Source organism: Saccharopolyspora rosea, assembly GCF_025643595.1.
Taxonomy (GTDB): Bacteria; Actinomycetota; Actinomycetes; order Mycobacteriales; family Pseudonocardiaceae; genus Saccharopolyspora; species Saccharopolyspora rosea.
The window spans coordinates 4,673,576-4,692,942 of record NZ_CP102826.1; the positions used below are offsets into that span (position 1 = coordinate 4,673,576).

Annotated in this window: 18 protein-coding genes and 2 pseudogenes; 6 read left to right on the forward strand and 14 right to left on the reverse strand. The window is 71.2% G+C overall.

The genetic code is table 11. The annotated features are described in order from the left end of the window. Positions 1-291: 291 nt before the first annotated feature. The 12 genes and pseudogenes from NV263_RS21600 to NV263_RS21650 all read right to left on the reverse strand — a co-directional run bounded on the left by NV263_RS21600 (position 292) and on the right by NV263_RS21650 (position 11,803). Positions 292-1,385 (reverse strand): annotated as a pseudogene (locus NV263_RS21600) (IS630 family transposase). A gap of 35 nt (positions 1,386-1,420) precedes the next feature. Continuing rightward, a complete protein-coding gene (locus NV263_RS21605; RefSeq protein ID WP_263248410.1) occupies positions 1,421-2,266 on the reverse strand; it encodes a VOC family protein in 846 nt (281 codons plus the stop codon). Between the two features lie 123 nt (positions 2,267-2,389). Further along, the gene (gene hisG / locus NV263_RS21610; protein ID WP_263248411.1) at positions 2,390-3,238 is read right to left on the reverse strand and encodes an ATP phosphoribosyltransferase; all 849 of its coding nucleotides are present in this window, start codon (positions 3,236-3,238) and stop codon (positions 2,390-2,392) included. Between the two features lie 49 nt (positions 3,239-3,287). Continuing rightward, positions 3,288-3,551: a phosphoribosyl-ATP diphosphatase gene (locus NV263_RS21615; RefSeq protein WP_263248412.1), complete on the reverse strand. Its 264-nt coding sequence runs from the start codon at positions 3,549-3,551 to the stop codon at positions 3,288-3,290. 57 nt (positions 3,552-3,608) lie between these two features. Next, positions 3,609-4,295: an HAD family hydrolase gene (locus NV263_RS21620; RefSeq protein WP_263248414.1), complete on the reverse strand. Its 687-nt coding sequence runs from the start codon at positions 4,293-4,295 to the stop codon at positions 3,609-3,611. Between the two features lie 131 nt (positions 4,296-4,426). After that, positions 4,427-7,969, reverse strand: coding sequence for a methionine synthase (metH, locus tag NV263_RS21625; protein ID WP_263248416.1), 3,543 nt, complete (start codon positions 7,967-7,969; stop codon positions 4,427-4,429). 30 nt (positions 7,970-7,999) lie between these two features. Beyond that, entirely contained in the window at positions 8,000-8,308 is a 309-nt protein-coding gene (locus NV263_RS21630) for a class I SAM-dependent methyltransferase (protein WP_263248417.1), read from the reverse strand. A 47-nt stretch (positions 8,309-8,355) separates the two neighbouring features. Next, a pseudogene (locus NV263_RS30740) lies at positions 8,356-8,784 on the reverse strand (SAM-dependent methyltransferase); the annotation flags it as partial. Positions 8,785-8,881: 97 nt separating this feature from the next. Beyond that, the gene (locus NV263_RS21635) at positions 8,882-9,325 is read right to left on the reverse strand and encodes an SRPBCC family protein (RefSeq protein ID WP_263248418.1); all 444 of its coding nucleotides are present in this window, start codon (positions 9,323-9,325) and stop codon (positions 8,882-8,884) included. Positions 9,326-9,452: 127 nt separating this feature from the next. Beyond that, the gene (locus NV263_RS21640; RefSeq protein ID WP_263248419.1) at positions 9,453-10,313 is read right to left on the reverse strand and encodes a purine-cytosine permease family protein; all 861 of its coding nucleotides are present in this window, start codon (positions 10,311-10,313) and stop codon (positions 9,453-9,455) included. Between the two features lie 35 nt (positions 10,314-10,348). Then, on the reverse strand, positions 10,349-11,182 hold the full coding sequence (locus NV263_RS21645; protein ID WP_263247972.1) for an IS5 family transposase: 834 nt from the start codon (positions 11,180-11,182) through the stop codon (positions 10,349-10,351). Positions 11,183-11,275: 93 nt separating this feature from the next. Continuing rightward, on the reverse strand, positions 11,276-11,803 hold the full coding sequence (locus tag NV263_RS21650) for a purine-cytosine permease family protein (protein WP_263248420.1): 528 nt from the start codon (positions 11,801-11,803) through the stop codon (positions 11,276-11,278). A gap of 165 nt (positions 11,804-11,968) precedes the next feature. Between NV263_RS21650 and NV263_RS21655 the strand changes: the two genes are divergently transcribed. The 4 genes from NV263_RS21655 (at position 11,969) to NV263_RS21670 (ending at position 16,199) form a co-directional block, all read left to right on the forward strand. Then, positions 11,969-12,784, forward strand: a complete 816-nt coding sequence (locus tag NV263_RS21655) for a helix-turn-helix domain-containing GNAT family N-acetyltransferase (protein WP_263248422.1) — start codon at positions 11,969-11,971, stop codon at positions 12,782-12,784. A 103-nt stretch (positions 12,785-12,887) separates the two neighbouring features. Then, on the forward strand, positions 12,888-13,640 hold the full coding sequence (gene hutC, locus NV263_RS21660) for a histidine utilization repressor (RefSeq protein WP_263248423.1): 753 nt from the start codon (positions 12,888-12,890) through the stop codon (positions 13,638-13,640). Between the two features lie 178 nt (positions 13,641-13,818). Next, positions 13,819-15,243 carry an amino acid permease gene (locus NV263_RS21665; protein ID WP_263248424.1) on the forward strand — a complete coding sequence of 475 codons (1,425 nt, stop codon included), beginning with the start codon at positions 13,819-13,821 and terminating at the stop codon, positions 15,241-15,243. A gap of 137 nt (positions 15,244-15,380) precedes the next feature. Continuing rightward, a complete protein-coding gene (locus NV263_RS21670; protein ID WP_263248425.1) occupies positions 15,381-16,199 on the forward strand; it encodes a bifunctional allantoicase/(S)-ureidoglycine aminohydrolase in 819 nt (272 codons plus the stop codon). Positions 16,200-16,575: 376 nt separating this feature from the next. Here the strand turns inward: NV263_RS21670 and NV263_RS21675 are convergent, their stop codons facing one another. After that, entirely contained in the window at positions 16,576-17,217 is a 642-nt protein-coding gene (locus NV263_RS21675; RefSeq protein ID WP_263248427.1) for a TetR/AcrR family transcriptional regulator, read from the reverse strand. A gap of 114 nt (positions 17,218-17,331) precedes the next feature. On the opposite strand from NV263_RS21675, the gene NV263_RS21680 reads away from it, so the two are divergent. Together NV263_RS21680 and NV263_RS21685 are read left to right on the forward strand one after the other, a co-directional pair. After that, the gene (locus NV263_RS21680) at positions 17,332-17,886 is read left to right on the forward strand and encodes an NADPH-dependent FMN reductase (protein ID WP_263248428.1); all 555 of its coding nucleotides are present in this window, start codon (positions 17,332-17,334) and stop codon (positions 17,884-17,886) included. An 89-nt stretch (positions 17,887-17,975) separates the two neighbouring features. Then, a complete protein-coding gene (locus tag NV263_RS21685) occupies positions 17,976-18,869 on the forward strand; it encodes a PAC2 family protein (protein ID WP_263248429.1) in 894 nt (297 codons plus the stop codon). A gap of 123 nt (positions 18,870-18,992) precedes the next feature. Here the strand turns inward: NV263_RS21685 and NV263_RS21690 are convergent, their stop codons facing one another. Continuing rightward, positions 18,993-19,352 (reverse strand): DUF742 domain-containing protein, encoded by a 360-nt coding sequence (locus NV263_RS21690; RefSeq protein ID WP_263248432.1) that lies wholly within the window; start codon positions 19,350-19,352, stop codon positions 18,993-18,995. Positions 19,353-19,367: the final 15 nt, after the last annotated feature.

Here is a 19,367-nt window from a genome sequence, read left to right on the forward strand (position 1 = left end):
AGCAAAGGCCCTCTCTCATACCCGCCCCCGGGGTCCCCCCAAGATCAAAGACAGGCACTCAGCGGCCGTCTCGACTGCGGAAGCCCCTCCTGATGTATGCCCAATACACGGCGGAGGGGCTGTCCTCGCGAGACGACCGCTGAGAACCCGCGGCGGTGCGGGTTGCTAGACCGCTCACCGAAAGAGAAAGCGGCTACCGCCGCTTGCCACGCGGGTTCCGGACCAAGTTCAAAGACAGGCACTGAGGTTCCGCCACCGGCACCGCCACGCACAGCACTTCCGAAACGCTCCCTAGTGTGCCGAGTCGTTAATTCGTTGGCAGTAGTTGGCGATGGATTCGAGGATTTCGTCGGTGGTTTTGGTCCACACGAAGGGGGTGGGGTCGTTGTTCCAGTCGTTGATCCAGGCGCGGACGTCGGCTTCGAGGGCGGCGACGCTGCGGTGGGCGGATCGGCGGAGTTTGCGGTTGGTCAGTTCGGCGAAGAAGCGTTCGACGAGGTTGAGCCAGGAGGCGCTGGTGGGGGTGAAGTGCACGTGGAACCGGGGGTGGCGCAGCAGCCATTTTTTGACCGCGGGGGTCTTGTGGGTGGCGTAGTTGTCGCAGATCAGGTGCAGGTCCAGGTCGGCGGGGGTGTTGTTGTCGATCGTTTTGAGGAATTTCAGGAACTCCTGGTGGCGGTGCCGCCGGTGGTGCTGGCTGATCACCGTGCCGGTGGCCACGTCCAGGGCGGCGAACAGGCTGGTGGTGCCATTGCGGACGTAGTCGTGGGTCATCCGCGCCGGCGTGGTGGGCATGACCGGCAGGATCGGCGCGGTGCGGTCGATGGCCTGCATCTGGCTTTTCTCGTCCACACACAGCACCAGGGCGTTCTCTGGCGGGTCCAGATACAGCCCGACCACGTCACGGACCTTGCCCACGAACTCCGGATCGGTGGACAACTTCCAGGTCTGCACCAGGTGGGTTTGAGATCGAAAGCCCGCCAGATCCGGGAAATCGCTGTCTGCGACATCCCCACCGCCTCGGCCATCGAACGGGTCGACCAGTGCGTGTCGCGGTGGGGCGGAGCCTCCTCCAGCGTCTTGTTGATCACCTGCTCGACCTGCTGATCGGTGATCGTACGAGGAGCCCCCGGACGCGGCTCGTCCGACAAACCCTCCAGCCGATCGTCCACGAATCGGCGCCGCCACTTGGTCACCGTCGGCGGCGACACCCGCAACTCCCGCGATACGTCCATATTGGACATTCCGCTGGCGCAAGCGAGAACAATGCGTGCCCGCAACGCCAATGCCTGCGCGGTCTTCGGACGACGCGCCCACCCTTCAAGCGTCTCCCGCTCAGCATCGGTCAACACCAACTCCGGCAGACGCGGACCTCGACGACCCATCCCCAAAATATACAACAAACTTACGACTCAAGACACTAGTCCTCGTAGGGATCGTAGTTGGCCGCCGTGCCGAACTCGCCCGCCTGGGACGAGTCGACGACGGCGAAGCGGGCGCCGGTGGGGTCCCGGAGGACTGCGGCGCGGCCGATGCTGGAGTCGTACGGGTCGACGCGGACGCGGCCGCCGAGGGCCACGGCGTTGCGGACCATCTCGTCGGTGCCGATCCCCTCGTCGGCGCCCAGGTACAGCAGCCAGTGCGGTTTGGTGGCCTCGGTGATGAAGTCGCGGATCATGCTGACCCGGGCCAGCACCGACTCGCCGTCGAGGTACCACACCGAGTAGTCCGAGCGGTGCTCGGCGCCGAACTGCTCGTGCTCGTAGCCGAACAGCTGCTGGAAGAAGTGGTCGGCGGTCTGCGAGCGGATGGTGACCAGTTCGGCCCACATCAGGGTGCCGGGCAGCCCGACGTCGAACTGCCAGGTCTCCTCCGGCTGGAGCAGCCCGAACTCGGCCTCGGACGGGCCGCTGAGCACGGCCTTGGTGCCGATCTGGGGCACGTGGTTGCCCGGCACGGTGAGCACCGCGCCGAGGCCCTCGGCCCGCTCGACCGCGGCGGCGCAGTCCGGGGTGGCCAGGTAGAGGCGCCACACCGACCGGTCGCCGGACGCGGCGCGCAGGCTGGCGACCGGGAATCCCTCGCGGGTGGCGATGACGTGCTCACCGGACACCGGGTCGCTGTGCGTCTCGTAGGACCAGTCGAACAGTCCGGCGTAGAACTCGCGCGCCCTGTCCAGATTCGTCGTGATCAGCTCGATCCAGCACGGCATCCCCGCGACGAGTTCCCACTGGGGCGGCGTCTGCCCCGGAACCACGACGGCCATGTCCTCACCCCCACCGGACGGTTCAAGATCGTTCCCGCGCCCCATTATGCGGGGCCGTCGGACAGGACGTGGAGGTGTTGGCCGAAACCGGGTGCGGGCGCGCGGCCCGCACCCGGCGGCGGTTCACAGCCGGCAGGCGCGGATGTCCGAGGACAGGATCGCCTTGGCCCCGGCCGCGGCGAGCCGGTCCATGATGGCCGGCGCCTCCTTGCGGGAGACCATCGCGCGCACCGCCACCCACTGCTCGTCGGCCAGCGGGGACATCGTCGGCGAGCCCAGCCCCGGGGTCAGCTCGGTGGCGGTCTCCAGCAGTTCGCGCGGGCAGTTGTAGTCCAGCATCACGTACTGCTGGGCGAACACCACGCCCTGCAGGCGGGCGATCAGCTGGTCCTTGGCCTGCTCGTCGTCGGCACCGTCGCGTTCCACCACGACGGCCTCGGACTGGCAGATCGGGTCGCCGAAGGCGACCAGGCCGTGCTGGCGCAGCGTGCGCCCGGAGCCCACCACGTCGGCGATCGCGTCGGCCACGCCGAGCTGGATGGAGATCTCCACCGCCCCGTCGAGCCGGATCACCTCGGCCTGCACCCCGTGGCGGGCCAGGTCGTCGCCGACCAGCCTCGGGTAGGAGGTGGCGATCCGCTTGCCCCGCAGGTCCGCGACGGTCCACTCGCCGGGCCCGGCCGGGGCGGCGTAGCGGAACGTGGAGCCGCCGAAGCCGAGCGCCAGCCGCTCGCGGACCGGCGCGCCGGAGTCGTTGGCCAGGTCGCGACCGGTGATGCCCAGGTCGAGCTCACCGGACCCGACGTAGATCGCGATGTCCTTCGGGCGCAGGAAGAAGAACTCGACGTCGTTGGCGGTGTCCAGGACGGTCAGGTCCCGCGTCTCATGGCGCTGCCGGTACCCGGCTTCCGCGAGCATCTCGGATGCGGGACCGGCCAGCGTGCCCTTGTTGGGCACTGCCACACGCAGCATGGGACTTGATCTCCTCGTTTCGCCGTGCGATTTCCTCAGCGCGGGCCGCTCACAGGTAGCGGTAGACGTCGTCCGGGGTCAGCCCGCGCCCCAACATGATGACCTGCAACCGGAACAGCAGCTGCGAGATCTCCTCGGCGAGCTGGTCGTCCGATTCGTGCTCGGCGGCCAGCCACACCTCGCCGGCCTCTTCCAGGACCTTCTTGCCCTGCGCGTGCACTCCCGCGTCGAGGGCGGCCACCGTCGACGAACCCGCGGGACGGGTGCGGGCGCGTTCCTGCAGTTCGGCGAACAACTCGTCGAAGGTCTTCACGGGTCGAATCCTTGCATCCCGCTTTTCCGGTCGCGACGGCGGACCCGGTGGCCGGGGTCACGCCACGCGCGGGAGCAGGTCCGCGAGCGCGGTGAAGTCCACCTCGGTCAGCGAGTCGCGCAGCACGCGGTGCGGACCGGGGTCGAGCGGCACCTCGCAGGGGACGGCGATGACGGTGCACCCGGCGGCCTCGGCGGCGGCGACGCCGGTGGGCGAGTCCTCGATCGCCACGCAGTCGGCCGGGTGCACACCGAGCAGCCGGGTGGCGCGCAGGTACGGCTCGGGATCGGGCTTGTTGCGGCCATCGACCTCGTCGCCGCACACGGTGACGTCGAACGCGTCGCGTCCGATGGTCTCCAGGGCGATCTCGGTGAGCGAGCGGATGGTGGAGGTCACCAGGGCGCTGGGCAGGCCGAGCCCCGCGACGGTGCGCAGCGCCTCCTGCGCGCCCGGGCGCCACGTCAGGCCCTGGCCGAACAGTTCGGCGGTGCGGGCGGCGACCCAGTCGGCGGCGCGGCGGATCTCGTCCTCGGTGGTCGGCAGGCCGAGGTCGGCCAGCAGCAGGACCATGCTGCGGGTCATGTTGGAGCCGACCATGGATTCCCGGGTGGCCTCGGAGAGCGCGCCGCCGCGATGGGCGGCGTAGTCGTCGAGCGCGATGGTCCACAGCTTCTCGGAGTCGACCAGCGTGCCGTCCATGTCGAACAGCACGGCGGCGGGGACCGGACCGACGTCGGGTGTCATCGCGCGGGGCTCTCCACTTCCACAGGTTTGGACCACGAACCGCAGTCCAGTACACCACTCGGGAGTACCCGCACCCCAGCGAACGTGTCGCATCCCTCGCGGCCCGCCGAGCGCGACGACAACCCGCCACGTCAGGTGTTGAAGTACTTCGCTTCGGGGTGGTGGGCGACGAAGGCGTCGGTGGACTGCTCCGGGTGGAGCTGGAACTCCTCGGAGAGGGTGACGCCGATGCGCTCGGGCTGGAGCAGTTCGGCGATCTTGGCGCGGTCCTCCAGGTCGGGGCAGGCCCCGTAGCCGAGGGAGAAGCGGGCGCCCCGGTAGCCCAGCCGGAAGAACTCCGCCACCTCGGTCGGGTCCTCGGCGGCGACGCTGGTGCCCGAGGCGAACCGCAGCTCCTGCCGGACGCGGCGGTGCCAGTACTCGGCCAGCGCCTCGGTGAGCTGCACGCCGAGGCCGTGGATCTCCAGGTAGTCGCGGTAGGCGTCGGCGGCGAACAGCTCGGCGGCCCGGTCGGCGATCGGCCGGCCCATGGTCACCAGTTGCACCGGCAGGACGTCGACCTGCCCGGTGTCGGCCGCCTTCTCCCGGGACCGGAAGAAGTCGGCCAGGCACAGCCGCCGGTCGCGGCGCTGGCGCGGGAAGGTGAACCGGCAGCGCTCCGGGGCGTCGGGCGCGTCCTTGTCGAGCACGACGAGGTCGTCGCCCTCCGACACGCACGGGAAGTAGCCGTGCACGACGGCTGCGTGGTGCAGCGTGCCGTCGGTGGCCAGGCGGTCCATCCACTCCCGCAGCCGGGGACGTCCCTCGGTCTCCACCAGCTCCTCGTAGCTGGGCCCCTCGCCGCGGCGGGCGCCGCGCAGCCCCCACTGGCCGAAGAACGTGGCCCGTTCGTCGAGGTAGGCGGCGTACTCGCCGACCGGCACCCCGCGCACCACGCGGGTGCCCCAGAACGGCGGCGCGGGCACCGGGACGTCGGGGTCGACGTCGGAGCGCGCCACCGGTTCCGGTTCGGCGTCGCGGCGCCGGGCCGCGATGCGCAGCGAGCGTTCGCGCCGCGCCTTGCGCTCGGCCTTCTTCGCCTCCTCGGCGGCGTCCGGCAGCAGGACGTCGCCGCGCTTGCGGGCCATGATCGAGTCCATCAGCCGCAGGCCCTCGAACGCGTCGCGCGCGTACCGGACCTCGCCGTGGAACAGCTCGTCGAGGTCGTTCTCCACGTAGGAGCGGGTCAGCGCCGCACCACCGAGCAGCACCGGGTACCGGTCGGAGAGTCCCCGGGAGTTCATCTCCGCCAGGTTCTCCTTCATGATCACGGTGGACTTCACCAGCAGCCCGGACATGCCGATGGCGTCCGCGCCGTGCCGCTCTGCGCTGTCCAGGATCGCGCCGATCGGCTGCTTGATGCCGAGGTTGACCACGTTGTAGCCGTTGTTGGAGACGATGATGTCGACGAGGTTCTTGCCGATGTCGTGGACGTCGCCCTTGACCGTGGCGAGCACGAGAGTTCCCTTGCCGGAACCGGATTTCTCCATGTGCGGTTCCAGGTGGGCGACCGCGGACTTCATCACCTCGGCCGACTGGAGCACGAACGGCAACTGCATCTGACCGGAACCGAACAGGTCACCGACGACCTTCATCCCGGCCAGCAGGTCCTCGTTGATGATCGCCAGCGGCGACTTCTGCTGCATGGCCGCGTCGAGGTCGTCCTCCAGGCCGCCGCGCTCGCCGTCGACGATGCGCCGCTGAAGCCTCTCGAACAGCGGCAGCGCGGCCAGTTCCGCGGCCCGCGACGCCCGACCGGACTTCGCCGTGCGCCCCTCGAACATCTCCATGAGCCGCTGCAACGGGTCGTAGCCCTCGCGCCGCCGGTCGTGCACCAGGTCCAGGGCGACCTCGCGCTGCTCGTCGGGAATCCGGTTCATCGGCAGGATCTTCGAGGCGTGCACGATCGCGGTGTCCAGGCCCGCTTGCCGGCACTCGGCGAGGAACACCGAGTTGAGCACCTGCCGAGCCGCCGCGTTCAGTCCGAAGGAGACATTCGAAATCCCCAGCGTCGTGCGGACTTCCGGGTGTCGCCGCTTGAGCTCGCGGATCGCCTCGATCGTCTCGGTGCCGTCCCCGCGGACCTCCTCCTGACCGGTGGAGATCGGGAACACCAGGCAGTCGACCACGATGTCGGACTCCGCGAGCCCCCACTCGCCGGTCAGGTCGGCGATCGCCCGCTCGGCCACCCGCAGCTTCCACTCCCGGGTGCGCGCCTGGCCCTCCTCGTCGATGCACATCACGACCACGGCGGCACCGTGCTCGCGCACCAGGCGCATCACGCGCTCGAAGCGCGAACCCGGCCCGTCGCCGTCCTCGTAGTTCACCGAGTTGACCACGCAGCGCCCGCCGAGGCGTTCCAGCCCGGCGCGCAGCACCTCGGGTTCGGTGGAGTCGAGCATCACCGGCAGCGTGGAGGCGGTGGCCAGCCGGGACGCCAGTTCGGCCATGTCCACCGCGCCGTCGCGGCCCACGTAGTCCACGCACAGGTCGATCACGTGGGCGCCGTCGCGGGTCTGGGCCCTGGCGATCTCCACGCAGTCCTCGTAGCGGCCTTCCAGCATCGCCTCGCGGAACGCCCTGGACCCGTTGGCGTTGGTGCGCTCGCCGACCACCAGCACCGAGGCGTCCTGCTCGAACGGCACCGCCTGGTACAGCGAGCTGACCCCGGGTTCGGGCGCCGGGTCGCGGCGCGGCGGGTCGAGGTCGCGGACGGCCTCGACGACCCGGCGGATGTGCTCGGCGGTCGTGCCGCAGCAGCCGCCGACCAACCGGGCGCCGTGGTGCCGGACGAACTCGGCCAGCGCCTCGGCCAGCTCGTCCGGGGTCAGCGGGTACACCGCGCCGTCCGGACCGAGTTCGGGCAGGCCCGCGTTGGGCATCACCGAGATCGGCACCCGGGCCTGCCTGGCCAGCTGGCGCAGGTGTTCGCCCATCTCGGCCGGGCCGGTGGCGCAGTTCATCCCGATCAGGTCGATGCCCAGCGGCTCCAGCGCGGTGAGCGCGGCGGTGATCTCGGTGCCCAGCAGCATGGTGCCGGTGGTCTCCACGGTCACCTGCGCGATGACCGGCACGCGACGCCCGGTGCGGGCCATCCCGCGCCGGGCGGCCAGCACCGCCGCCTTGGTCTGGAGCAGGTCCTGGGAGGTCTCGACCAGGACGGCGTCCACACCGCCGCGCAACATGCCGACGGTCTGCTCCTCGTAGGCGTCGCGCAGCGCGGCGAAGTCGACGTGGCCGAGCGTGGGCAGCTTGGTGCCCGGCCCCACGGCCCCGAGCACGAACCGGGGGTGCTCCGGCGTGGTGTGCTCGTCGGCGCACTCCCGCGCCAACGCCGAGCCCCGCTCGGCGAGCTCACCGATCCGGTCGGCGATGCCGTACTCGCCGAGGTTGGCCAGGTTCGCGCCGAACGTGTTGGTCTCGATCGCGTCCGCCCCGGCTGCCAGGTAGTCGTGGTGCACGGCGCGCACCACGTCGGGCCGGGTGACGTTGAGGATCTCGTTGCAGCCCTCCAGGCCCGCGAAGTCGTCGAGGCCGAGCGGGAACGCCTGGAGCGTGGTGCCCATCGCGCCGTCCGCGACGAGCACCCGGCGCTCCAGCGCCGCCAGCAGCGGTGACCAGGAGGAACTCACCATGCGTCCCAGCGTACGGACGGGTGCCAGCGCTCATCCCACGCAGTGGGCGGGCGCGCGGCGCGCCCGGACGAGGTAGCCCTCACCCGCGTCGGGGTCGAGCGGACGCCCCAGGCGGGCGGCGGCCTCGCCGTACCGCCGCACCTCGGCGGTCCAGCCGCGCCCGGTGAGCAGTTCCTCCGGATCGTCGGTGCCGTACCGCCAGGCCATGCCGCGCTCGGCCATGCCCGCGAGCACCGGGCGCATCGCCGGACTGTCCAAAACGGACTGCCCGACGAAGTCGACCAGCAGGTCGCTTCCGGGTGCGGAGAGCGCGGTGATCGCGTCGAGCAGGCGGTGCACGTCGGCCGGTCGGGACGGAAACCGGCGGCGCGCAGCGGCGCCGACCAGTCCGCGCCCAGGTCCGCGCCGACCGTGCGGCGGTCGCAGCGGGGTGCCGGGGCGGGATCCGGGGGTGCGGTGAGCAACCGTTCCTTGAGGGCCAGCACCTCCGGCCGGTCGACCTCGAACACCGCGGTGCCCGCGTGGAAGGCGAGCCGGTAGGCGCGGGTGTCCATGCCCGCGGCGAGGATCGCGAACTGGTCGAACTCATCGGTCCGGCGGGCGAACTCGTCGTCGACCAGGCGGGTGCGCACCGCGATCACCTGGTTGTCCCCGTCGAAGGCCGCCACCAGCTCCCGACCCCGCGCGCCCGCCAACCGGGCGGCGAAGGGATCGTCGAAGAGGCGGTCCGGGCGGGCGGACTCCCGGGCGCGCAGGGCCGCGGTCACGCGGCCGGTGAGCGCGACCGGGTCCAGCTCGTCGTCCACGTCGTTCATGGCTCACTCCGGGATCGCATCGTGGCCGTGCACCAACGCCCGCCGTCACGGTTCCGCCACCGGCGCCGCCGCGCAAGGCGAGTCCGAAGACAGGCCCTCAGGACTGCTCGGCGCGGGCGGCGAGGTTGGCCAGCACGCCCTCGTAGATCCGCTTGAGGCCGCCCGGCGCGAACATCCGCTCGAAGAAGCCGCCGATGCCGGTGGCGCCCTCCCAGGTGGTCTCGACGCGGACCAGGCTGCCGCCGTCGGACTCGCGGACCGTCCAGGTGGTCACCATCGTGGAATTGGCGTCGGTCTCCACGATCGTGCCCGGTTCGGGTTCGGTCACCTCGGCGCGGACGTCGCGGACGCGCTTGGAGGTCGCCTGCAGCTTCCACGTCGCGGTCGTGCCCGCACCGACGCCGCCGTCGACGACCTGGTAGTCGCGGAACTGCTCGGTGAGGACCTCCGGACGGACCTGCGCGTAGTCGGCGACGAGCTCCCGGACCCGCTCGACCGGCGCGCCGATCCGGCGTTGCGCGCTGGACGTCACCTTGCCCATGTCGTTCCTCCACAACGGATTCGATCTCGGCTGGCAGGACCACAGCGTAGTCACGGGTGCACGGACGGTTCCCCGGGACTCCGCACGCGCCACCTGGAGTCCGAAGTGGACGCCCCGGCCGGAGCCGTCAGGCGGTTCCGACGGAGCTGGGTTCGCGGACACCGGTCCGGCGGCGCATCACGGCCCAGTACACCGCGCCCGGGACGAGCAGGCCCAGCAGCCAGGCGATGTCGGCACCGCCGAGCAGCGGCACGGCGAAGCCGGTGTAGACCCCGTCGACGTGGGAGAACGGGATCTGCACCGCGACCCCGAGGGCGTAGGCCACCAGCGCCGGGACCGACCAGCGCCCGTAGGCGCCGTCGGGGTCGTAGAGCGCCTCCAGGTCGTACTCCTCGCGGCGCAGCAGGTAGAAGTCGACCAGGTTGATCGAGCTCCACGGCGTCAGGAAGTACAGCAGGAACTCCAGGAACACCAGGAAGACCGACAGGAAGTCACCGCGCCCGAGCACCCCCAGCACGCCGCCCGCGACGCCGACCAGGGCGATGCAGGTCACCCGCGCTACCTGCGAGAGCGAGGCGCCGCGGGTGATCGCGGAGAGCGTGGTGGCCACCGTCATGTAGCCGCCGTAGATGTTGAGCACGTTGATCGTGAACTTGCCCAGCGCGATCGCCAGCAGCAGCGGCAGGACCAGCGCCGCACCGCCGAGCCCGACCACGTAGCCGACCTCGTGGCCCTTGAAGGCCGTGCCCGCGACGGCGAACGCGAGGGCGCCGAAGCACATCGACCAGCTCGCGCCGAGCGCGGTGCCCGCGTAGGTCCACCAGAACGTCGCGCGCACCGACGTCGCCGTCGGCAGGTACCGCGAGGTGTCCGCGACGTAGGGGCCGAAGGTGAGCTGCCACGACGCCGCCAGCGACACGGCCAGCAGGAACTGCGGCGCGTCGAAGCGCGGAGCCGCCAGCACCGCGCCGAGGTCGTGGGTGACCACCAGCCGCACGCTGAGTGCCTGTCTTTGATCTTGGGTTAGGTGGTGAGTTGGCGGGTCATGAGGGTGATGGCGGCCCAGTTGATGATGGTTTCGGAGTGGGCGGGGAGGCGTTCGTAGTCGCGGACGGTGCGGCGGGCTTGGGTGATCCAGGACAGGGTGCGTTCGACGACCCAGCGGCGGGCCAGGACGTGGAAGCCGGTTTGTCCGGCGATTTTGCGGACGATGTGCAGGGTGATGCCCAGGGCGGCCTGGGTCCAGGTGGTCAGGCGTCCGCTGTAGTTGCCGTCGGCGAAGACCAGTTCCAGGCGTGGGTGGCGGGTGTGGAGGTAGCGCAGGAGGAGTTCGGCGCCGCGGCGGTCGGTGATGTGGGCGGCGGTCACGGACACGCCCAGCAGCAGGCCGAGGGTGTCGGTGGCGATGTGGCGTTTGCGGCCGTTGATCTTTTTACCGCCGTCGAAACCGCGGGTGTGGCGGCCGACGGTTTCGGCGGCCCGCACCGACTGGGAATCGATGATCCCGGCGCTGGGGGTGCGGTGGCGGTCGGTGCGGGCGCGGACCTGCTCACGCAGCCTGTCGCGCAGGCCCAGGACGATGTTGTCGCGGCTCCAGCGGGTGAAGAACCCGTAGACGGTCTTCCAGGGCGGGAAGTCGGCGGGCAGGGCCCGCCACTTGCAGCCGTTGTCGACGAAGTAGCGGATCGCGTCCACGACATCCCGGCGGGGGTGTTTTTCCGGACGCCCTCCGCTGCAGGTGCGGCAGGCCGGGGCGGGCAGCAGGGGCTCGATCACTGCCCATTCGGCGTCGGTGGTGTCCGAGGGGTAACGGCGGGCACGGGCCGTCGAGCCGGCAGCCGGCGCGGTGGTGTACAAAGCGGATCGGGCCTTTGCTGTGTCGATCTTGATGTGCTGTCACGATCACTAGCAAAGGCCCTCTCTCATACCCGCCCCCGGGTACCCCCAAGATCAAAGACAGGCACTGAGGTAGGCGAAGACCACGACCGACACCAGCGTGGCCAGCCGCCCGAAGCGGTGGATCAGCCGGTACCCGACGATCGCGATCAGCGCGGACAGACCCGCGTACAGCAGGATTCCGGCGTCGACGGGCATGCCGGTGATCTGCGCGACCGCCTGTCCGCCGAGCACGCTGCCGCTGGCGAAGTAGCCGATGTACATCAGCACGACGAGCACCAGCGGCAGCACCGCGCCGTACACGCCGAACTGCGCGCGGCTCTGGATCATCTGCGGCACGCCGAGCTTCGGCCCCTGCGCCGCGTGCAACGCCATCGGCACCGCGCCCAGCGCGTTTCCCAGCACCACGGCGACCAGCGCCCACAGCGGGTGCAGGCCGACCAGCACCGTCAGCGTGCCGGTCACCGCCGCGGTGATCTGCATGTTCGAGGCGAACCAGAGGGTGAACAGGCTGCGCGGGTGGCCGTGGCGCTCAGCGTCCGGCACCGGGTCGATCGACCTGCGTTCCAGCGGACCCGCCATGGCACCTCCCGGGAAGGCGGCTGATGTGTGCGTTCCATTAGCCGTCCGGGCATCCCCGGCGACAACGGCCCGTCCCCGCCCGGTGTCCCGTATCCCAGACACCGACTCCGGCTGTTCACCCGAGATCGATTGACCGGTCACTCACCGGATCCGGATACTGACCGGGTGTCCGGACACGCCGAGGCGCTGCCGCCCGCGGTCGCGGAGGACTGCGCCCACCGGTTCGCCTGCCTGGCCGACCCCACGCGGCTGCGGCTGCTGCACGCCGTGGCGGTCACCGGGACGGCCACCGTCGGCGAGCTGACCGAGCTGCTCGGCATCAGCCAGTCCACCTGCTCCCACCACGTGCGCACGCTCGCCGAGGCGGGCTTCGTGGTCGCCGAGCGCGAGGGCACGACCACCCGGATCTCGGCCGCGGGAGGCCACGCGTCCTTCCCGCTCGCCGCGGAGGCCGCGCTGGGCCTGCTCGCCGCACCCGGCGGTGACCGGGGGCCGGTCGATGTCACCGTCCGCTCCCTGGTGGGGCGGGACTGGCCCGCGGTCCGGCGCGTCTACGCCGAGGGCATCGCGACCGGCAACGCCACCTTCGAGACCGAGGTGCCCACGCGCGCCGAGCTGGACGCGAAGTGGCTGGCCGGGCACCGCTGGGTCGCCGAGGTCGACGGTCAGGTCGCGGGGTGGGCCGCGCTGACCCGCGTGTCCGAGCGCGCCTGCTACGCCGGGGTCGCCGAGACGTCCGTCTACGTCGGCGCCGCGTTCCGCGGCCGGGGCGTCGGGAAGGCCCTGCTGCACAAGCAGATCACCGCCGCCGACGCGGACGGCCTGTGGACCCTGCAGAACTCGGTCTTCCCGGAGAACCGGGCCAGCCTCGTGCTGCACCGCGCGGCGGGATTCCGCGCGGTGGGCGTCCGCGAGCGCATCGGACAGCTGGACGGCGCCTGGCGGGACACCGTCCTGCTGGAACGCCGCGCCCCGAACTGACCACAGTGGACTCGTGCGCCGCCGGGACGCGGCGCGGGTGCGGTGCTGGGCACGGCCTAGACTGGCGTGGTACAGCCGCGAGCGACGACCGAGGTGAGACGGGGTGGCCATCGACGCGACGGACGTGGCCGCGCTGTTCCACTCCAGCAGCGGCTCCGCGCCCGCCTACCAGCGGCTGAAGGACCTGGTCAGCGAGCAGATCGCCACCGGCCGCTGGACCGAGGGCGAGATGCTGCCGTCGGAGAGCCGGCTGGTGGAGTCGCTGGGCCTGTCCCGGATGACCATCAACCGGGCGCTGCGCGAGCTGAGCGCGGCGGGACTCGTGGTGCGCACCGCCGGGGTCGGCACGTTCGTCGCCGCGCACAAGGGATCTTCGGCGTTGTTCGAGGTCCGCAACATCGCCGACGAGGTGCACCACCGCGGCCACCGGCACCGCACCGAGGTGGCGTTCGTCCGCGAGGAACCGGCGGACGCCCCCGTGCGGCGGCTGTTCGACCTCCCCGAGGGGCGGCCGGTGTTCCACTCGCTGGTCGTGCACTACGAGCAGGACGTGGCGATCCAGCTGGAGGACCGGCTGGTCAACCCGGAGCTGGCCCCCGAGTACCTGGCGCAGGACTTCACCACCCGCACGCCGAACGACTACCTGTCCCGGATCGCGCCGCTGGGCCGGGGCGAGCACGTCGTGGAGGCGGTGCTCGCCACGCCCGACGAGTGCGAGCGGCTCGACATCGACGCCGGTGAGCCGTGCCTGCTCATCCGCCGCCGCACCTGGTCGCAGGACCGGCTGGTCAGCGCGGCGCGACTGCTGCACCCGGGCTCCCGGTACCGCCTGGAGGGCACGTTCGAGTCACCGTGACCGGATCAGCGGAACTCGGCTTCCGCTCACCTCTTGACCTCTTTGTATATACAAGACTATACATATCGCCGCTGTGCTCCGGCGCACATGGAGAACGGGCCGCCCGACATCCGGACGTCGACCTCTCCCCAGGCCCTCGTGGCCACTTCGGACAACGCCGTTCCCAGGAGGGACACCAGTGAAATCAGGCGCGGCGGCACTGAGCCGAGGACTCAGCGCGCGGCACATCAGGTTCATCGCACTCGGCTCGGCCATCGGGACCGGCCTGTTCTACGGATCCTCGGACGCGATCGACAAGGCCGGCCCGTCGGTGCTGCTGGCCTACCTCGTCGCGGGCGCCGCGGTCTTCTTCGTGCTGCGGGCGCTGGGCGAGATGGCGGTCACCGACCCGGTCCCCGGCTCGTTCGGCGACTACGCGGCCAAGCACCTGGGGCCGCTGGCCGGATTCCTCACCGGCTGGACCTACGCCTTCGAGATGGTCGTCGTCTGCCTGGCCGACGTCACCGCGCTCGGTGTCTACATGGGATTCTGGTTCCCCGACGTGCCGCGCTGGATCTGGGTGCTCGGCGCGGTGTTCGTCATCGGCGGGGCCAACCTGCTCGGGGTCCGCGTGTTCGGCGAGCTGGAGTTCTGGTTCTCGCTGATCAAGGTGGTCGCCGTGATCGCCATGATCGTCGGCGGCATCGCGATCCTCGTGCTCGCGTACGTGCACGGCGACGCCTCGGTCGGGGTGCACAACCTCTGGTCGCACGGCGGTTTCCTGCCCGCGGGCGGCAGCGGGTTCGTGCTGTCGTTCGCCGTGGTCCTGTTCGCCTTCGGCGGCACCGAGATCATCGGGATCACCGCGGGCGAGGCCGAGGACCCGCAGCGCACCATCCCGCGCGCGGTGAACACCGTGCCGGTGCGGGTGCTGCTGTTCTACGTGCTGGCGCTGGCGGTGATCATGTCGGTCACCCCGTGGAACGCCATCAGCTCCTCGGGCAGCCCGTTCGTGCAGATCTTCCAGCACCTGGGCCTGTCCTCGGCGGCGACGGTGCTCAACGTCGTGGTCATCACCGCCGCGCTGTCCGCGATCAACAGCGACGTCTTCGGCGCGGGCCGGATGCTCTACGGCATGGCCCAGCGCGGCCACGCCCCGGCGGTGATGCAGCGCGTGTCCCGCAACGGCGTCCCGTGGATGACCGTCGTGGTCATGACGGTGGCGCTGCTGGTGGGCGTGCTGCTCAACTACCTCGTCCCGGACCAGGTCTTCGAGATCATCGCCTCGCTGGCCACGTTCGCCACGGTGTGGGTGTGGCTGATGATCCTGCTGGCGCAGTACCGGGCCCGGCGGCGGATGAGCCCCGAGCAGGTCGCCGCGCTGCGGTTCGGGGTCCCGCTGTGGCCGTACGGCCAGATCGCGACGATCGCGTTCATGGTCGGCGTCGTGGTGCTGCTGGCCTTCGCCCCGGACACCCGCGTCGCGCTGGTCGTCGGCGTGGTCTGGGTCGCGCTGCTGGCGGTCGTGCACCGGTTCATGCGCCGGCGTTCCCGGACCACCGAGCCCGGAGCGCTCGCGGACGAGCCTGATCGATCCAGCCGGGTCGCCGGCGACCGGGTGTGACCTACCCCGGTCCGCTGGACCGGTGTCACGGGCCGTCCGGAGCCTTACGCTGTGGACGTCCTCACACGCTCCGCCCGCAGTGCACCCCGGCAGCACTGCGGGCGGCGCGCGAACGTCGACAGACAGGGAGTTGCAACTTGAGCGAGCCGACGTACTACGCCCCGGAAGGTGGCCTCCCGTCGCAGACCACGCTGCTGACCGACCGGGCCATCGTGAAGGAGGCGTACACCGTCATCCCTCGCGGCGTGCTGCGCGACATCGTCACGAGCAACCTGCCGGGATGGAACCACACCCGCTCGTGGATCATCGCCAAGCCGATCGCCGGGTTCGCCACCACGTTCGCCCAGTACATCGTCGAGGTGTCGCCGGGCGGCGGCAGCGACCGGCCCGAGCCCGAGAGCGGCGTGGAGTCGGTGCTGTTCCTGCTCACCGGCGCCCTCAACGTCGTCATCGACGGCGAGAAGCACGCGCTCACCCCGGGCGGGTACGCCTACCTGCCCGCGGGCGCGGACTGGTCGGTGACCAACGACTCCGACGCCCCGGCGACCTTCACCTGGGTCCGCAAGGCGTACGAACCGCTGGAGGGCCACGCGCCGAAGGCGTTCGCCGTCCAGGAGCAGGACATCGAGCCGACGCCGATGCCCGACACCAACGGCGCCTGGGCCACCACGCGCTTCGTCGACCCGGACGACCTGGCGCACGACATGCACGTCAACATCGTCACCTTCGAGCCCGGTGCGGTGATCCCGTTCGCCGAGACGCACGTGATGGAGCACGGGATCTACGTCCTGGAGGGCAAGGCGGTGTACCGGCTCAACGACGACTGGGTCGAGGTGCAGGCCGGTGACTTCATGTGGTTGCGCGCCTTCTGCCCGCAGGCGTGCTACGCGGGCGGCCCCGGCAAGTTCCGCTACCTGCTGTACAAGGACGTCAACCGGCAGATCAAGCTGACCTGACGTCCGCGCCCGTGGCCCGCCCGGGCCACGGGCTCAGCCGGTCTTCGACCTGGTTCGCGGCTTCCGGCGAGCCGAAGGCAGCTCGCTCGGTGCCTGTCTTCGAACTTGGTTCCGGCGGGGCGTGGTAAGCGGCGCCAGCCGCTTTCTCTTTCGGTGAGCAGTCTGGCAACCCGCACCGCTGCGGGTTCTCAGCGGTCGGCTCGCGAGGACAGCCCCGACGCCGTGTATTGGGCATACATCAGGAGGGGCTTCCGCAGTCGATGTGGCTGTGGCGCGGCAGCGCCTCCGTGGGGGGTGGTGGTCGGGTGACGGGCGGGCCGCTGAGGTTCCGCCACCGGCACCGCCACGCAGAACGAGTTCGAAGACAGGCTCTCAGTCAGCCGGTGACCACGCGGCGGACCAGATCCCGCCAGCCGGTCTCGATGCGGTCCAGCGGCATGCCGCGCTGGACGTGCAGGTGGTTGACCAGTCCGGTGTCCAGCGAGGCCAGCAGGCTCTCGGCGAGCAGTTCGGTGTCGCCGCCGGCCCCGGCCTGGCGCAGCAGCAGCGCCACGTGGCTGCGCCGCAGGCGGTGCGCACCGACGGTGAAGCGGCGGACCGGGTCCGGCCGGGAGGCCAGGTAGAGGTCCAGGTGCCGCTGCTCGTGGCGGAGCAGGGCGCAGCCGAACTCCTCCAGGCGTTCCCAGGCGTGGGCTCCCGGGCCCAGCGGCGGCGGCCCGGCGAGGAACTGCTCCTGGAAGCGCTGCTCGCAGTGGTCCAGCAGGGCCAGCAGCAATCCGGTGCGGTCGCCGAAGCGGCGGAAGACGGTCCCCTTGCCGACCTCGGCGGCGGCGGCCACCGCTTCCATGGTCAGGTTCGCCGCGCCGTGCTCGGCGACCAGCCGGTTCGCGGCCGCGAGCAGCCGCGCCCGGTTGCGGGCGGCGTCGGCGCGCGGGGCCGGTCCGGCGTCGACCGGCGTCAACGGCAGCGGGACCCGGCCCTCCGGCGCCTCTTCCCAGGGCTGCACACCAGCGATCACGGGTCCAGGGTAGCGTGCACCACGACAACTGGACCACGGTCCGCTTAGCGTGTTAGGAATGAACCGGACCACGGTCCGGTTTCCCCCTCATCACGAAACACCGGGAGTTCGCCCATGTCCGTTCGCATCCTCGCCCTGGTCGGCAGCCTCCGCGCCGGTTCCTACAACCGGCAGCTCGCCGAGACCGCCGCCAAGCTCGCGCCCGAGGGCGCCACCGTCGACATCTACGAGGACCTCGGCGAGCTGCCCTTCTACAACGAGGACATCGACACCGAAGCGGGCGCGCCGGCGTCCGCGGTGCGGCTGCGCGAGGCCGCCGATGCGGCCGACGCCCTGCTGCTGATCACCCCCGAGTACAACGGCACCATGCCCGCGGCGCTGAAGAACGCCATCGACTGGCTGTCCCGCCCGTTCGGCGCGGGCGCCATCCGCGGCAAGTCCGTCGCCGTGATCGGCACGGCGCTGGGCCAGTACGGCGGCGTGTGGGCGCACGACGACGTGCGCCGCTCGGCGGGCGTGGCCGGCGGCACCGTCGTCGAGGACGTCAAGCTGTCCATCCCGGGCTCGGCGAACCGCTTCGCCGAGACCCACCCCGCCGCGGACGCCGAGGTGTCCGAGCAGCTCGGCGAGGTGCTCGGCGCGCTCGTCGAGCACGCCGGGCGGAACTGAGCCCGCAGTGGCCGGGGACACGTCCCCGGCCACACGCCCGGGTCCGGACGGCGGGCGCTGACGACGGCTCGTCGTCGTAGGCTGGCGGCGTGACCGATCGCGAACCAGACACCACCGACCAAGCCACGCCCCGGCTGAACGCCCCCGTGGTCATCTGCGCGTTCGAGGGTTGGAACGACGCGGGAGACGCCGCCAGCTCCGCGATCGAGCACCTCCAGCTCATCTGGGACGCCACGCCGCTCAGCGAGATCGATCCGGATCCCTACTACGACTTCCAGGTGTCGCGGCCGACCGTCAAGCTGGTCGACGGCATCACGCGCAAGGTGACCTGGCCGACCACCCGCCTGTCGGTCTGCCGGGGACCCGGCGACCACGACGTGGTGCTGGTGCACGGCATCGAGCCGAACATGCGGTGGCGCGCGTTCTGCACCGAGCTCGTCGAGCAGATCGAGAGCATCGGCGCGCAGACCGTGGTCACGCTCGGTGCGCTGCTCGCCGACGCTCCGCACACCCGCCCGGTGCCGGTGACCGGGGCGGCCTACGACGCCGCCGCGGCCGCCCGGTTCGGCCTGGAACGATCCCGCTACGAGGGGCCGACCGGGATCGTCGGCGTCTTCCAGGACGCCTGCGTGCAGGCGGGCATCCCGGCGATCTCGTTCTGGGCGGCGGTGCCGCACTACGTCTCGCAACCGCCGTCGCCGAAGGCCACGCTGGCGCTGCTGCACCGCGTCGAGGAGGCGCTCGACGTGGAGGTCCCGCTGGGCAACCTGCCCGAGCAGGCCGAGGAGTGGGAGCAGACGGTCAGCGAGATGGCCGAGGAGGACGAGGACGTCCGCAACTACGTCCGGGCGCTGGAGGAACGCGGCGACGCCGAGGTCAAGCTGACCGAGACCAGCGGCGACGCCATCGCCGCGGAGTTCGAGCGCTACCTGCGCCGCCGAGGCCCCGGCGGCAAGGGCCCCACGGGTCCGGGACCCGGCTGACCACCCGCGCGCGGGTCGGCGGGCTCCGGGAAGACCGCCGAACCCGCCCCGACCGATCGAAGGCGGGCGCTCCTGAGCGCCGCCACCGGCACCGCCGCCCAGCACGAGTTCGACGACAGGCTCTCAGGGGGACAGGCGGTTCAGGCCGTCCAGCACGCGTTGCAGGATGCCGTGGTCGTGGCGTTGGGCGGCGTCCGGCGGGTGGACGAACAGGACCCCGTCCGTCGCGAGGTCGCCGACCAGCACCCGCAGCACCCCCATCGGGATGCCGAGTTCGGTCACCAGCGACGCCAGCGTCACCGGACGTCGGGCGCGTTCGTAGATCGCCCGGGGTTCGGGCAGCAGTTCGGCGGCGACGCCGGAGTCGTAGCCGGGCGTGGAGACCAGCGCGTCCGCGTCCAACCCCTCCCCGGTCGCGGTCCGGCCGCCGGTGAGCGCGTAGGCGCGGACCCGGCTGCCGCGCGGCACCTCCGGTGTGCTCACCCCCACCTCCCCGGG

What these genes read in the sequence shown, in the direction of transcription:
- NV263_RS21605 (WP_263248410.1), bottom strand. Translation starts at nt 2,266, where the DNA reads ATGGCCGTCGTGGTTCCGGGGCAGACGCCGCCCCAGTGGGAACTCGTC.
- metH (WP_263248416.1), bottom strand. Translation starts at nt 7,969, where the DNA reads ATGGTGAGTTCCTCCTGGTCACCGCTGCTGGCGGCGCTGGAGCGCCGG.
- NV263_RS21650 (WP_263248420.1), bottom strand. Translation starts at nt 11,803, where the DNA reads ATGGCGGGTCCGCTGGAACGCAGGTCGATCGACCCGGTGCCGGACGCT.
- NV263_RS21620 (WP_263248414.1), bottom strand. Translation starts at nt 4,295, where the DNA reads ATGACACCCGACGTCGGTCCGGTCCCCGCCGCCGTGCTGTTCGACATG.
- NV263_RS21680 (WP_263248428.1), top strand. Translation starts at nt 17,332, where the DNA reads ATGTCCGTTCGCATCCTCGCCCTGGTCGGCAGCCTCCGCGCCGGTTCC.
- hisG (WP_263248411.1), bottom strand. Translation starts at nt 3,238, where the DNA reads ATGCTGCGTGTGGCAGTGCCCAACAAGGGCACGCTGGCCGGTCCCGCA.
- NV263_RS21635 (WP_263248418.1), bottom strand. Translation starts at nt 9,325, where the DNA reads ATGGGCAAGGTGACGTCCAGCGCGCAACGCCGGATCGGCGCGCCGGTC.